A 14246-nucleotide genomic window follows, 5' to 3' on the forward strand; every position below is an offset into this window, starting at 1 on the left:
CCCCCGATATGGGGAGGCGCGCGCAATATTACAAGGTATACAGACAAGATAAAGTTTTAATCACGAATTATTGCGCTGCAATATACGATTTATCTGTCTTTTTCACACAACATGTGTTAATCGACAATTCATGGGAAAAGTTTGGAAACGCTTCGCATTTAACTGCTGCGGAGCCGCGAATTCGACTATGCTGGTCGAGGGAATCGGCTGCGTTTGTAGCGCTGACGCGAGGGCTTCTTGGGAGGGAGTGCTCACATGACTTTGCTGGAACCGCACAACCTGCCTTTTGCAGGCGCTGCGATCCTCTTGATCTTCATCGCGCTCGCGCAGGTGATCGGCATGGGCGACATGTTCGACGGCGCAGACGCGGATATCGACCTCGACCTCGATGCCGACGGGCTTGAGCCGACCGGGTTCTTTGCCTCGCTGGTCAGCCTGCTCGGGATTGGCCGTGTGCCATTCCTGATCTGGCTCGCCATTCTGCTGTTCGTGTTCGCCGCAATCGGCGTCGCAGGTCAGCAGACCCTTATCGAGACGATCGGCGCGCCTGCGCCCATGTGGCTCGCCGCCCCGGTGGCCGCAGCGGTCGCGCTGCCGGTGACAGGAGTGCTCACCCGTCCGCTCGCGCGCCTGCTCCCGCAGGATGAGACCAGCGCAGTGGGGCTCGACAGCCTCGTTCGCCGCGATGCCGAAATACAGATCGGCAGCGCACGCGCCGGATCGCCTGCGCGCTCCAAGGTCATCGACCGCCACGGCCACCCCCATTTCGTCATGGTCGAACCGCATGACCCCAACGCCATCCTGAGCGAAGGCGAGACCGTCATGCTGGTGCGCCGCGAGGGCGAGACATTTTACGCCGTTCAATACGAAAACCCGATGTTGGCCCTGAATTGATGAAAACTCACTGACGCGAACCGGGATCAATCACATGCCGCGCGCTCCCCGACAGCCAGCGCGGTTCACCAAACAGGAGGGAAAATGGAAAACTTACTCGATCTTGCAATCTGGATTGGCCTCGGCTTTCTCGTATTGCTCATCATCTTCGTCGTACTCACCAGCCTTTATCGCCGGGCATCGAAGGAAATCGCATTCGTGCGAACCGGTGTGGGCGGTGAGAAAGTCGTGATGAATGGCGGCGCGCTGGTGCTGCCGGTCTTCCACGAGACAATGCCGGTCAACATGAACACGCTGGTGCTTGCGGTCGTTCGCCGTGATGGTGAGGCGCTCATTACGCTCGACCGTCTGCGTATCGACGTGAAGGCGGAGTTTTATGTCCGCGTTCGGCCCGATGCGGGCGCCATTGCGATGGCTGCGCAAACGCTAGGTATGCGCACGATGCAGCCTGAAATGCTCAAAGACCTTGTCGAAGGTAAATTCGTCGACGCGCTGCGCTCTGTCGCGGCGGGGATGAGCATGAACGAATTGCACGAACAGCGCGCCGACTTCGTTCAGAAGGTGCAGCAGGTCTCGTCCAACGATCTCGCGATGAACGGGCTGGAGCTTGAATCGGTCTCGCTCACCGGTCTCGACCAGACCAGTATCGAGCACTTCAACGCCAATAACGCGTTTGATGCCGAGGGTCTGACCAAGCTCACCGAACAGATCGAGGCGCGCAAGAAGCTGCGTAACGATATCGAGCAGGACACGCGCGTGCAGATGGAGACGAAGAACCTCGAGGCCGATCAGCGCTCGTTCGAGATCGGGCGTGACACTGAATATGCCCGCCTGCAGCAGGAGCGTGAGGTCGAGGTACGCAGGGCTTCGCAGACGTCTGAAATCGCCCGCGAACAGGCAGAGCGCCAGCGCGAAGCCGACGCTGCCCGGATCGAGGCGAAAAAGCAGGTCGACGCGCAGCAGATCGAGGCGGATCGCCTCGTCGAGGAAGCCCGCATCGATCAGCAACGCGCTCTCGAAATCGCCCGTCAGGAACAGCAGATCGCTGTCCAGAACAAGTCGCGCGAGGAAAGCCAGGCCAAGGCAGAGGCAGACGCGGCCCGCGCCAAAGCCGTTGCCGCCGAAGAACAGGTCACAACGTCCCGCGAAAGCGAGATTGCCGAGCGTCAGAAGAAGATCGAACTGATCGAGGCAGCCAAGCAGGCAGAACGCGACGCTATCGGTATCAAGGTCGAGGCCGAAGCCGAGAAGGACGCAGCCACCAACCGCGCCGAAGCCGCAAGGCTCGAAGCCAAGGGTGAGGCTGACGCCGAGGTGCTGCGCGCCGAAGCCGACCGCATCCGCTTCGAGGTCGAGGCAGCCGGTCAGGAAGCCATCAACGAGGCAGCGAACATCCTCTCGATGGACCAGATCAGCCTGCAGACGAAACTGGCGCTGCTCAAGGTCCTGCCAGAGGTGATTCGCGAAAGCGCGAAACCGATGGAAGCGATCGACAGCATCAAGATCGTGCAGGTCGACGGGCTCACCAATGGCGGCGGCGGATCGAACGGATCGGGCGCTGGCGGTGCAAGTGGAGGCGGTTCGGGCAACCTTGCCACCGACGCGGTATCAGCTGCCCTCGCCTACCGCGCACAGGCGCCGGTGCTCGACGGGCTGATGAAGGAGCTCGGGCTCGACGGCTCGTCCATCGGCGGCCTTGCAAAAGGCGCAGCTGAAGGCGTGCAGCAACCTGCCAACGACAAGTCGCTGACGCAGATCATGGCCGATGTCGCAGAACAGGTTCAGGAGGCTGAAGAGCGTCTTGGCGGCGACGATGCAGAGGCGGAAGACGCCGCCGAATAAGAACTGCCGATCTGAGGCGAACGGACGGGGCCCCCTTGTGGTGGGCCCCGTTTCGTTTGCGCTATCCGAGAAGTTTCTGCGCCATGGCGCGCACTTCGCCGCCCATATCCTCGCGCTCGAGCGCCAGTGCGAGCGTCGCTTCGACGAACCCGAGCTTGCTACCGCAATCGTAGCGGTTGCCGTCGAAAGTCACTGCGTGGAACGGCTGATCGCCGATCATCTTCGCCATTGCGTCGGTCAGCTGGATCTCGCCGCCAGCGCCCTTTTCCTGATCCTCCAGAACGCGCATCACCTCAGGCTGGAGGATGTAGCGGCCGGAGACGATCTTGTTCGACGGGGCTTCGGCAACCGGGGGTTTCTCGACCAGGCCCGTGACTTCGGTCAGCGCCCCGTTCTGCGCGCCCGGCGCAATGACGCCGTAGCTGGAGACCTCTTCCATCGGCACTTCGAGCACGCTGATAAGGTTGCCGCCGGTCTTCTCATAGGCATCGACCATTTGCTTCATACAGCCCGTGCCGCCTTTCTTACCGATCATCAATTCGTCTGGAAGGAAGATCGCGAAGGGTTCATCGCCCACGATAGCGCGCGCACACCAGATCGCGTGGCCAAGACCGAGCGGCACCTGCTGGCGCACGGTGATGATGTCGCCCGGCGTCGCGCGCGTGGGGTCGAGCACCGACATGTCCTTGCCACGCTCGCTCATCGTGTCTTCGAGTTCGTAGGCGACGTCGAAATGCTCGACGATCGCGGTCTTGCCGCGCCCGGTCACGAAGATCATCTGCTCGATCCCCGCCTCGCGCGCTTCGTCCACTGCGTACTGGATCAGCGGGCGGTCGACGATCGGGAGCAATTCCTTCGGAATCGCCTTGGTTGCGGGGAGGAAGCGGGTGCCGAGCCCTGCAACGGGAAAGACTGCTTTCTTGATCGGCTTTTGCGACATGGGAAATGAACTCTCTTGCGTTTGATGCGTTTCAAGCGTCGTTGGTCACGTGCCCTGCTCGAGTTGCAAGGTCAATGAAAGGCCGACATTGGCGCCCAATAGTTGCTGGTCAGTTGCGCAGACCGCCCGTTACGCTAAGGAACTGCGCCATGGACAAACTGATCATCAAGGGCGGCAATCGCCTGTCGGGCACAATTCCCATTTCCGGCGCGAAGAACGCGGCTCTCACGCTCATTCCCTGTGCGCTGTTGACCGAAGAGCCTCTGACGCTGCGCAACCTCCCTCGGCTAGCCGATATCGACGGCTTCCAGCACTTGATGACGCAGTTCGGGGTCTCGACGGAGATCCACGGCAAGCGGCCCGAAGAGTTCGGCCGCGTCGTCACTTTTGAAGCTTCGCGGATCACCTCGAACGTTGCTCCCTATGACCTGGTGCGCAAAATGCGCGCCTCGATCCTCGTGCTCGGTCCGATGCTCGCGCGAACGGGTGAGGCGACCGTGTCGATGCCGGGCGGCTGCGCGATCGGGAACCGCCCGATCGACCTCCACCTCAAGGCGCTCGAAGCGTTCGGCGCCGAGATTGAGCTCACCCAGGGTTACGTGAAAGCCTCTGCACCCGAAGGCGGATTGCCCGGCGGCGATTTCGATTTTCCGGTGGTCAGCGTCGGCGCGACCGAGAACGCGCTCATGGCGGCGGTCCTCGCCAACGGCACGAGCCGCCTGACCGGTGCTGCGCGCGAGCCTGAGATCGTCGATCTTTGCAACCTGCTCACCGCGATGGGCGCGGAGATCGAGGGGATCGGTACGTCCGACCTGACGATCCACGGAGTAAAGCGGCTCAATGGTGCGACCTACAAGGTCATGCCCGACCGGATCGAAGCAGGCTCCTATGCCTGCGCCGCCGCGATAACGGGCGGAGACGTTCGGCTCGAAGGCGCTCGCGCCGGCGACATGATTTCCTCGCTCGCCGCACTTCGCAAGATCGGCATCCATGTCGAGGACGATGCCAAGGGCGTGACGATCAAGACCAACGGCGCACTCAAGCCCGTCGATTTGACAACCGCTCCGTTCCCCGGTCTTGCCACCGACATGCAGGCCCAGCTGATGAGCCTGCTCTGCAAGGCGGAGGGCACGAGCGTCCTTACCGAAACGATCTTCGAAAACCGCTTCATGCACGTGCCTGAACTGGCTCGCATGGGCGCGGACATCTCGACCGAGGGGCGCACCGCAATCGTCAAGGGACCTGCCGACCTTACCGGCGCAGAAGTCATGGCGACTGACCTTCGCGCGTCGATGAGCCTCATCATCGCTGCGCTTGCCGCCGAAGGTGAGACGCAGGTGCGGCGCATCTATCACCTCGATCGCGGTTATGAGCGGCTGGAAGAGAAGCTTCAGCTGGTCGGCGCCGACATCGAGCGCGTCGGCGACGACTGATCGAAAGCGCTAGAATTGGAACTTTCCGGAGCGGCTGCGACTTCATTTGAGTGAACACTCAATTGGAGAACTCCCATGCTCGTACAACTCGCAGTCCTCGGCGCGGTCGGCTTTGCCGGCTACAAGCTCTACCAGAAGTCAAAGGTCGACGAGAACGGCGTTGCCTTCGCTGACGGTGAACCCAATGGCGCGTTTCGCAACGCTGGCGCAGAGGCGACCGGCACAAAGGGCGACACGATGACCAAGCAGGACGAAGCGCTCGATGCGACCTATCCAGCGAGCGATGCTACCGCGAAGTACTAGAAGCGGCGCGCGCCTTATGGCGCGTTCGTCACCAGCCACACCCTGATCGCGCTAGCGAGGCCGGGCGGCGTGGCTGACGCGATCCGCTCGGCATCGATCTTTGCGACAAGGGCGCTGAGCGGCATGGTTTCGCGCTCAGCCGCCTCCTTGAGCATGTCCCAGAACAAGGGCTCCAGACTGATCGATGTCTTGTGTCCGGCAATCGCGACCGAGCGTTTGACCGGCGGGTGATAGTGCAGGTCCTGAGGTTCGTCGCCGCTCACTTGTAATTCTCGCGCCGGTCGGAAAAGGTGCGAACGCGCTTGCGCCATGCGCGATAGCTTCCCGGCTTAAGCCGGGAACGCATCAACGCCTTCACGTCCTTCTCTCCCAAACCGAACTGATCTTCGATTTGCGAAAAGCGCACATGATCACTCAGCGCCATTTCGACAACGGCGCTTTGCTGGGCTTCGGAAAGGGAGCGGGATTGGCTGGGCATCGGCTTGGCTGACTTCGCAAAAATTGGAAAAGAGAGACTAAGCCAAATACGTGCACGGCGCAGGAATTTATGCACCGATGATGCGAACCAAACCAGTGTCAGCGTATTCAGGCAGCGCGGGCCTTGCGCAGGAGCTTTGAAAAGCCGCTTGAGCGGGTCTTGTCGAACGGCTGAAGGTGAAGCGCGCAGCGCGCCAGTTCTTCGGTGTCGATCGCATGCTGAAACTGGATGCCGTATCGGCCATTCTCGTTCCAGCGAACCTGAGCAAGCTGGGCAGGCAGCCCGTCGAGCTCGAATGTGATGAGCCGCCCGAGCTTAAGTTCGGCTTGGCTCGCCACTTTCGCTCCTTCGCAGGAAAGGTCCACCAACCGCGCATCGATGCGCTGGCGCGCGTCCTGAATGCGGACATTGCCGGTCATGTTAAGGCGAAGCGGGCGCGAGGGATGAGGCGATTGTTCGCGCAGGAATTCTTCGACCGTGATCTCGCCGCCGAACTGGTAGCCCGCCTGGCGCTGACCGGTCCAGACACGCTCGACCGGGTAGGTCAGGTCATTGGACAGCTGCAGCAGCGTGCGCTTTTCGGGCGGGACGGGGTGAGCAAAGCCAAGCCCCACGCCCAGTGAAGACACATCGCGAATAAGGCACAGATACTCGCCCGACTGGCAAACCAGCTTGGCACGGCGAAGCAGCAAGGAGGCGCGCTTTGCGGCCCTCGCTTCTTCTCCCGACCATGCCTGCTTACCGTGTTCCACGCTTGCATCCTTGGGTGAGTGGTTAAAATTCCGAGCGGAATCGTAACTATTCCTAAGTGAAGCTAGCTGAGGATACTTAATAATCTGCTAATAGGCTGAAAATCAATCGTAGCAGGGGACGGTAAGTGGTAGGAAGCCAAAGAGCTATCGATACCAAGAAGCTGAAGAAATCCTTTGGAGGAATATTCGTAAGTCTGGAAAACGCGCGGAAAAAGAAGCGCGCTGAGTCGGCAAAAAATGCTGCGCAAAGATATTTCTGGGCACCGGCACCTTTCAGCCTCTCAATATTGCTATTGGGTATCGTAGTCTTGATCGAAAGCTCCGGTAGGGTGGAAGCTCACCAACTTATCATAGCGGCAGGTGGTATTATGATCGCAGTATTTGCCCTTCTCGCCGTAAAGATAGTTTCTGCCTCGGTCAGTTTGGGTTGGTGTGCTATCGTGTGCGCCGTCGGTGTGGCGTATTCGGTCCTCAGGGTGGGGGGAGTTATTTGATGACGTCGGAGTCAGATATTGAGAGACGAATAAAGGCTATCGAAGAGTATTTGTTCGGTGGTGGCGGAAGGAAGCCAAAAAGACTGAGGCCGGTTGACGAGGAATTGGACGATATCCTCGATATTCTCGAAGATGCACGAAGAGAATTGGAGAAGGCTTTGGACACCGATGATTCGTTCGCATCGGCGCAAGTTCGGAAAGCTTGGGGGAACTTGGAGATGGCCACTGCGATGCTGCGCCGTTTCACCCTGAACTATCGAGGCGAACAAGGTGGACCTGTACGAGAGGAATAACAACCAAACTCTCGAGCTTGGGTATGATCTGTTCCACTGGGTTTTCGAAACATGAAAGATTGTTCGCACCGGCAAAGCCCTGAGGCGCCTACGCTAAAAAATGTCGGTGCCATCCTTCCGCAAATCAGGCTGTGCCGTACTTTAGATCAATACATGTGCTGGCCACCATTGATGCTCATGGTCGAGCCGGTCATGAACGCGCCGTTCTTGCTGGTGAAGAAGGCGACGCCGCGTGCGATCTCCTCTGCCTGGCCGAGGCGGCCGACCGGTATCTTGGCGACGATCTTTTCAAGCACCGGCTCGGGCACGGCGGCGACCATGTCAGTGTCGATATAGCCCGGCGCGATGGCGTTGACGGTGACGCCGAACTTGGCGCCTTCCTGTGCGAGCGCTTTGGTAAAGCCGTGAATGCCCGACTTGGCGGCGGCGTAGTTGACTTGGCCGTACTGGCCCGCCTGCCCGTTGATCGAGCCGATATTGACGATGCGGCCCCATTTCCTCTCGCGCATGCCGGGAAAGGTCGCTTTCGCCATGTTGAAGCAGCCACCGAGATTGACGCGCATGACGTCGTTCCAGTCCTCGAAGCTCATCTTGTGAAGCGTGCCGTCGCGGGTGATGCCGGCATTGTTGATGACAATGTCGACGTCGCCATGCTCTTCGGCGACCTTGGCGCAGCCTTCGAGGCAGGCCTCGTGATCGCCCACGTCCCATTTCATCGAGGGGATGCCGGTTTCTTGCGTGAAAGCGGCGGCGGCATCGTCATTGCCCCCGTAATTGGCGATGACCGTGTGGCCCTGCCGCTTGAGGCGCTGGCAGATGGCCTCCCCGATACCGCGCGTTCCCCCGGTGACGATTGCTACCCGGCCCATAATCCCACTCCCTGATTTTGTCTGCGCGCGAGCCTAGCGGTGCCGTAGCGTCAGGCAACAAAAAACCCCGCCGAAGCAGGGTCTTTCATACCAATGTCTTAGGTGGCCAGTGTGTGGGGCGGTAAGTCGCCGGGCGATCAGAACTTGATCTGAGTGCCCACGTAAACTGCCTGGCTGTCCTGAACCGAATTCGTCAGCGGCGCGAGGCGATCGCGTTCCTGTGACAGGCGCACACCTGCGGTCACGTCGAGATTGCGCGAAAGGCGGAAGGAGCCGCCGACATCGACCGTCTGCGATCCGATTGCATCGAGCGTGTTGGGCGAACGGCCAGCGATGGCTTCGTCCCCAAGCTCGATCCGCGGCTGAAGGCGGCTGGGCCGGTCTTCGCGGGTCGGCTGCGATGGAGCGAAGTCGGCAAGATCGGGCATCTGCAGATCGCTGAGCGTTTCGCGCAGTGCAGGCTGACGACCCGATACGGGAGCCGCAGGAGCGGGCGTACGAGCAAAGCTCTGATAACCACGCGCGGTGCCGAGATTGAAGCGGCTGGTCTGGAGACCGGCGATGCCCTTGCCAAGGCCCGGCGACCCTTCGCTAGGCGGGCGGACCGAAATCGCGCGTGCGGTTTCGTCGTCGACGCGCACGGCCACCGTTACGGTGCGTTCGCTGTCGCCGGTATTCACGCCGACCGGAGTGAAGCGAATGCCGCGTTCGCGCGCTTTCTGTGCAACGCGGGCGGCCAGTTCAGGATCGACCGAAGCAGGGGTGAAGACGTCGAAGGCACTTGCGCGCACACCGGCTTCCCCACCGGAGAAGCTCACAACCGCAAGCCCTGCGCTGGGCAGCGCCAACAGAAGTGCACCGGCCACGCCAAGCAGCGGCAGCCGGGGCTGCTTCGTCGCTGTCTTTGTGTCCTTGCGTGCCATTGTCAGCCTTGCTTGCGTATGACTCTGTTTACGTTCGACTATTCTACGTTCGTCCTGCCGGATTGATCCCGGCAGTTCTGAAAAATCTTCAACCAGATCGAGCCTTAACTTGCGCTGAGCAGTCGCCGACTCGCTATTGGTACATCCAATTTATGACAGTTCTTGATAGGTGTGTGACAGCCAATTGTGCAATCATTTCGGTGATTTCTGCTCCGCTTAGCGCAAGACCTGTTGCGCCCAGCACACAGACTCTTTTGCACACAGCTGCCGAATCGCCTGCGAGTCGCGCGCATGAACGGTTCAGCCGGGATACAGCGCGAGACGCCAAACCTGCCTCTCCCAACTTAGTGCCCAGAGTGAGGCCTTGCCGCAAGCGAGTGCCGGGTATAGAGCAATCGCCACGCCAAATGAGGGACATGTTTTTCCAGTGACACGCCGTACTTCCATTACTGCCACATCCATCCGTCTCACCGCAGCTGTCGGCGCACTTGGCCTGCTTGCAGCATGCGGTGGCAGCGAACGTCCCCGCACCGAACTTGCCGCAGCGCAATTGAACACGATCGGGGTCAACGCCTATCTCTGGCGCGGCGCGCTCGAGACGCTGAGCTTTGCACCGCTCGCTTCGGCTGACAGCCAGGGCGGCGTGATCGTGACCGACTGGTATGCAAACCCGTCGAACCCGAATGAGCGCGTGAAGGTCACCGTGACCATCCTCGACCAGGATCTGCGCGCTGATGCGCTTCGCGTTTCGGCCAGCCGCCAGGTTGCTGAAGGTGCGGGCTGGGTCGATGCGCCGGTTCAGGCCGCGACCGTCCAGAAGCTTGAGGATATCATCCTCACCAAGGCTCGCGACCTGCGCCGCAAAGCGCTCGCCGGCTAATTCAAGCCTTGCGCCCTACCGAGGGCGCGCTAGCGGTTTTTCATGACTGACACTCGATTCGATCCGTCCACTGCCGACGGGCGCTGGCAAGCTGCGTGGGAGAAGGCCGGGACCTTCACGGCCAACTCCGACAGCGACAAGCCCAAGAGCTACATCCTCGAGATGTTCCCCTATCCCTCGGGGCGCATCCACATGGGCCACGTGCGCAACTACACGATGGGCGACGTGCTCGCGCGCTACAAGGCGATGCGCGGTTTCGAGGTGCTCCACCCGATGGGCTGGGATGCTTTCGGGATGCCGGCTGAAAACGCCGCGATGGAAAAGAAGGTCCATCCGGGCGAATGGACCTACGCCAATATCGAGGCGATGAAAGCGCAGCTGAAGCGTATCGGTTTCGCGCTCGACTGGACCCGCGAGTTCGCGACCTGCGACGCCGAATATTACGGCCACGAACAAGCACTGTTCCTCGACATGTACGAAGCCGGGCTCGTCTATCGCCGCTCATCTGAGGTCAATTGGGACCCGGTCGACATGACCGTTCTGGCGAACGAGCAGGTGATCGACGGCAAGGGCTGGCGATCGGGCGCAGAGGTCGAAAAGCGCAAGCTCGATCAATGGTTTCTGAAAATTACCGACTTTGCGCAAGGATTGCTTGACGGCCTCGATGAGCTTGAGGATTGGCCTGACAAGGTAAAACTGATGCAGGAAAACTGGATCGGTAAGTCGTCGGGCCTCGAATTTTCGTTCGACCTGTCGAATGGAGAGAAGCTGCCGGTCTATACGACTCGTCCCGATACAATCTTCGGCGCCAGCTTCGTCGCGGTCGCTGCCGACCATCCGGTTGCGCAAGGACTTGCCGGCGATCCTGAGGTCGCCGCCTTCATCGAAGAGTGCAAGCGCGGCGGAACCACCGCAGCTGCTCTCGAGACCGCTGAAAAGCTCGGCTATCGCACTGAAATCACCGCGCGCCACCCCTTCACCGGCGAAGCGATGCCTTTGTTCATCGCGAACTTCGTGCTGATGGATTACGGCACCGGCGCGGTCATGGGCGTTCCCGGCCATGACCAGCGCGACTTCGAATTCGCGACCAAGTACGAACTGCCGATCCAGCGCGTCGTTGCGCGCGATGCGAGCGAAGCCGACGCGCCGATGGGCAACGAGGCCGAGAGCGGCGATGGCGTGATCGTCAACTCCGACTTTCTCGATGGACAATCCGTCGAAGACGCCAAGGCCGAAGTTATCCGCCGCGCCGAAGAGGGCGACTGGGGCAAGGGCACGACGGTGTGGCGCCTGCGCGACTGGGGCATTTCGCGCCAGCGTTACTGGGGCACTCCGATCCCCTTCATCCATTGCGATGAGTGCGGCATCGTGCCCGTTCCCAAGGACCAGCTGCCGGTCAAGCTGCCCGAGGATGTCGACTTCGAGACACCCGGCAACCCGCTTGAGCGTCACGCGACTTGGAAGCATGTCGATTGCCCCAAATGCGGCGGCAAGGCGACCCGCGAGACCGACACGCTCGACACCTTCACCAATTCCAGCTGGTACTTCCTGCGTTTCGCCTCGCAGCCTGCCGACGCGCCTTTCGATCCCGAAGAGATCGCCAAGTGGATGCCGGTGCAGCACTATATCGGCGGTATCGAGCACGCGATCCTGCACCTGCTCTACGCCCGCTTCTGGACCCGCGCGCTCGCCCACATCGGCAAGCTTGATGTGAAGGAACCCTTCGCCTCGCTGTTCACGCAGGGCATGGTGACGCACGAGACTTACCGTCTGGCTGATCGCGGCTGGCTCTCGCCCGCCGAAGTGCGCATCGAAGGTGAGAAGGCCTTCTCGCTCGATGGCGGCGAAGAGGTCGAACGCGGCCGCGTCGTCAAGATGTCGAAGTCGAAGAAGAACGTCGTCGACCCCGACAACATCATCGACGAGTACGGCGCGGATGCGGTGCGCTGGTTCATGCTCTCCGACAGCCCGCCCGAACGCGACCTTCCGTGGTCCGAAGCGGGGATCGAGGGCTGCTGGCGCTTCGTCCAGCGTCTGTGGCGCCTGTTCGACCAGATCGACGAGAGCGCGACCGGCGAAGACAAATCACTCGCCCGCAAAGCCCATCAGGCTATTGTCGCAGTGGCCGAAGACATCGAGGCGCTCAGCTTCAACAAAGCGGTTGCGCGCATTTACGAACTCACCGGAGCGGCCGAAAAGGCTGCGCCGAGCGAGAGCCGCAACTTCGCGATCCGGACCATCTTGCACCTGATTGCGCCGATGATGCCGCACCTTGCCGAGGAAGCTTACGCCAAGCTTGGCGCCGATGGCCTGCTCGCCGATGCCGCATGGCCCGAGCACGACCCGGCGATGCTGGTCGAAGACGAAGTCACCATCGCGATCCAGCACAAGGGCAAGCTGCGCGACACGCTGACTGCGCCCAAGGGAGCGTCGAAAGAGGACCTCGAAGCGCTTGCGCTCGCGAGCGAGAAGGTCCAGCGTTCGCTTGATGGCGCGCAAGTGCGAAAGGTGATCGTGGTGCCCGACAGGCTGGTGAATATCGTAACGTGATGCGCGGCTCGCTCGCCTTGGCAGCGCTCCTCGCGCTTTCGGCCTGCGGCTTGCAGCCGATGTATGGCGGCGGCGCGTCGAGCAGCATTGCGCAAGGTCTGGCCGCGGTCGATGTGCCCGCGATTCCGGGGCGCGACGGGTGGCTGGTGCGCAACGCGCTTCAGGAGCGGCTTGGCGCTGCGGGCGATGCGAGCCCTCGCTATCGCCTAGACGTCAGGCTCGACGACGCGCTCGAAGCGCTCGGTGTTCTCAACGATGACACGATCAGCCGCGAGCGCCGCATCCTTCGCGCGCGATATCAGCTGGTCGATCTGGCGACCGGAGAGATTCTCCTCGATGCGACCGCAGGTTCGGATGCGGGTATCGACGTGGTGTCCTCCGAATACGCCACCATCGCCGCAGAACAGCGCGCGCTCGAATTGCTTGCCCGCGACGTCGCCGATCGCATGACGCGCCGCATCGCGCTTGCCCTGCGTGAACAAAGGCGCGAGCAAGAGCAAACATTGGGCACGCAGTAGCGCGAGGGGCGGATCGCGCATGAAGGCCAAACATTCCGAATTCGCGCGCGGACTTCCCAGAACCGCGCAGCAGGCTTCGATATTCTTCTTCTGCGGACCCGACGAAGCGGGGGCCTCCGCAGCCGCAACCAAGGTCATTGAGGCGCTTCCCGATGCGGGCGAACGGATCGAGCTGTCGGGCGGCGACCTCAAGCGAGACCCGGCCAAGCTGGGCGATGAGGCGCGTTCGGGATCGCTCTTCGGAGACAAGCGCCACATCCTCGTGCGCGCAACCGGCGACGAGGCGCATGATGCGCTCAAGGCCCTGATCGAAACCGCTGACGTCGGCGGAGGCGATGCGGCGCCCGTCCTGGTCGTCGCGACCAGCGCAACCGACAAGTCGCGCACCGCAAAGCTGCTTGAAAAGCGGCCCGATGCGCTGGTGACGATGTTCTACCCGCCCGACCTTTCAAGCGTGGCGGCTTCGGTTCGCTCCATGGCCGATGGGGCGGGGCTCAGGCTGGGCGGGGACCTTGCCGAACGCATTGCGCGCGCGGCGGGTCTCGATGTGCGGCTGGCACAGTCCGAAGTGGACAAGCTCGCGCTTTATCTCGACGCTTCCTCGCAAAGCCCAAAGACCGCCTCGGTCGAGGATTACGGGGAGATCGGCGCGTCGACCGAAGAGGACGGATTCGCCCCAATCGTTAACGCTGTTCTGGGCGGAGAGCTTGGAAAGCTGGCGGTCGAGTTAAAGCGCATGAAGGAATTGGGGCTCAATCCCGTGGGACTTTTGCTCGCTCTCGAAAGGCGTGCTGCGCAATTGGCGCAGATCGCTGCGCGCCTTGGTCCACGCGGCAGTTTTGAAAACCTCGACCGCGGCGAAAAGGCGCGGCTTGGCATCTTCTGGAAGGAAGAACGCGATATTCGTCAACAGGTTACGCGTTGGCGAACCGCCAAGCTCGAACGGCTTGTCCCGCGCCTGATCGCGCTTCATCAGAGCCTGCTTGCGAACAGTCAGGCCGCTGAACTCCTGCTTGCCCAGGACCTTGCAGAGATCGCTCGCTTTGCGGCTAAAGGGTAGCAAATCCGGACACCCGG

At 61.3% G+C, this 14246-nt stretch carries 15 protein-coding genes; 9 read left to right on the forward strand and 6 right to left on the reverse strand.

Annotation, left to right across the window (positions count from 1 at the left end; genetic code table 11):
* The first annotated feature begins 255 nt into the window (after positions 1-255).
* The gene (locus NAP1_RS13560; RefSeq protein WP_007165888.1) at positions 256-894 is read left to right on the forward strand and encodes an OB-fold-containig protein; all 639 of its coding nucleotides are present in this window, start codon (positions 256-258) and stop codon (positions 892-894) included.
* Between the two features lie 84 nt (positions 895-978).
* The gene (locus tag NAP1_RS13565) at positions 979-2736 is read left to right on the forward strand and encodes a flotillin family protein (protein ID WP_007165889.1); all 1758 of its coding nucleotides are present in this window, start codon (positions 979-981) and stop codon (positions 2734-2736) included.
* A gap of 61 nt (positions 2737-2797) precedes the next feature.
* Here NAP1_RS13565 and galU read toward each other — a convergent pair whose 3' ends face one another.
* Complete coding sequence (galU, locus tag NAP1_RS13570) at positions 2798-3676, reverse strand: UTP--glucose-1-phosphate uridylyltransferase GalU (protein ID WP_007165890.1); 879 nt, start codon at positions 3674-3676, stop codon at positions 2798-2800.
* Between the two features lie 149 nt (positions 3677-3825).
* On the opposite strand from galU, the gene murA reads away from it, so the two are divergent.
* Positions 3826-5109 (forward strand): UDP-N-acetylglucosamine 1-carboxyvinyltransferase, encoded by a 1284-nt coding sequence (gene murA, locus NAP1_RS13575; protein WP_007165891.1) that lies wholly within the window; start codon positions 3826-3828, stop codon positions 5107-5109.
* 75 nt (positions 5110-5184) lie between these two features.
* Positions 5185-5412, forward strand: a complete 228-nt coding sequence (locus tag NAP1_RS13580; protein WP_007165892.1) for a hypothetical protein — start codon at positions 5185-5187, stop codon at positions 5410-5412.
* Positions 5413-5426: 14 nt separating this feature from the next.
* Here NAP1_RS13580 and NAP1_RS13585 read toward each other — a convergent pair whose 3' ends face one another.
* The 3 genes from NAP1_RS13585 to NAP1_RS13595 form a co-directional block, all read right to left on the reverse strand.
* Entirely contained in the window at positions 5427-5675 is a 249-nt protein-coding gene (locus tag NAP1_RS13585) for a ribbon-helix-helix domain-containing protein (protein ID WP_007165893.1), read from the reverse strand.
* Positions 5672-5890: a DUF2805 domain-containing protein gene (locus NAP1_RS13590; RefSeq protein ID WP_007165894.1), complete on the reverse strand. Its 219-nt coding sequence runs from the start codon at positions 5888-5890 to the stop codon at positions 5672-5674. The genes NAP1_RS13585 and NAP1_RS13590 overlap by 4 nt, the downstream gene beginning before the upstream one ends.
* Before the next feature lie 107 nt (positions 5891-5997).
* Entirely contained in the window at positions 5998-6642 is a 645-nt protein-coding gene (locus NAP1_RS13595; protein WP_007165895.1) for a PilZ domain-containing protein, read from the reverse strand.
* A 493-nt stretch (positions 6643-7135) separates the two neighbouring features.
* Between NAP1_RS13595 and NAP1_RS13605 the strand changes: the two genes are divergently transcribed.
* Positions 7136-7429 (forward strand): hypothetical protein, encoded by a 294-nt coding sequence (locus NAP1_RS13605; RefSeq protein ID WP_007165897.1) that lies wholly within the window; start codon positions 7136-7138, stop codon positions 7427-7429.
* 146 nt (positions 7430-7575) lie between these two features.
* On the opposite strand, the gene phbB is transcribed toward NAP1_RS13605, so the two are convergent.
* A complete protein-coding gene (phbB, locus tag NAP1_RS13610) occupies positions 7576-8298 on the reverse strand; it encodes an acetoacetyl-CoA reductase (protein ID WP_007165898.1) in 723 nt (240 codons plus the stop codon).
* A 137-nt stretch (positions 8299-8435) separates the two neighbouring features.
* Entirely contained in the window at positions 8436-9221 is a 786-nt protein-coding gene (locus NAP1_RS13615) for a hypothetical protein (RefSeq protein ID WP_007165899.1), read from the reverse strand.
* A gap of 427 nt (positions 9222-9648) precedes the next feature.
* Here NAP1_RS13615 and NAP1_RS13620 point away from each other — a divergent pair, with 427 nt between their 5' ends.
* The 4 genes from NAP1_RS13620 to holA are packed head-to-tail and all read left to right on the forward strand — an operon-like array spanning position 9649 to position 14229.
* Entirely contained in the window at positions 9649-10101 is a 453-nt protein-coding gene (locus NAP1_RS13620) for a DUF3576 domain-containing protein (protein ID WP_007165900.1), read from the forward strand.
* A 42-nt stretch (positions 10102-10143) separates the two neighbouring features.
* Positions 10144-12651 carry a leucine--tRNA ligase gene (gene leuS / locus NAP1_RS13625; RefSeq protein ID WP_007165901.1) on the forward strand — a complete coding sequence of 836 codons (2508 nt, stop codon included), beginning with the start codon at positions 10144-10146 and terminating at the stop codon, positions 12649-12651.
* Entirely contained in the window at positions 12651-13169 is a 519-nt protein-coding gene (lptE, locus tag NAP1_RS13630; RefSeq protein WP_007165902.1) for an LPS assembly lipoprotein LptE, read from the forward strand. The genes leuS and lptE overlap by 1 nt, the downstream gene beginning before the upstream one ends.
* Before the next feature lie 19 nt (positions 13170-13188).
* Positions 13189-14229 carry a DNA polymerase III subunit delta gene (gene holA / locus NAP1_RS13635; protein WP_007165903.1) on the forward strand — a complete coding sequence of 347 codons (1041 nt, stop codon included), beginning with the start codon at positions 13189-13191 and terminating at the stop codon, positions 14227-14229.
* The last annotated feature ends 17 nt before the right edge of the window (positions 14230-14246 follow it).

This window comes from Erythrobacter sp. NAP1 (assembly GCF_000152865.1).
In the GTDB taxonomy this organism is placed as follows: domain Bacteria; phylum Pseudomonadota; class Alphaproteobacteria; order Sphingomonadales; family Sphingomonadaceae; genus Erythrobacter.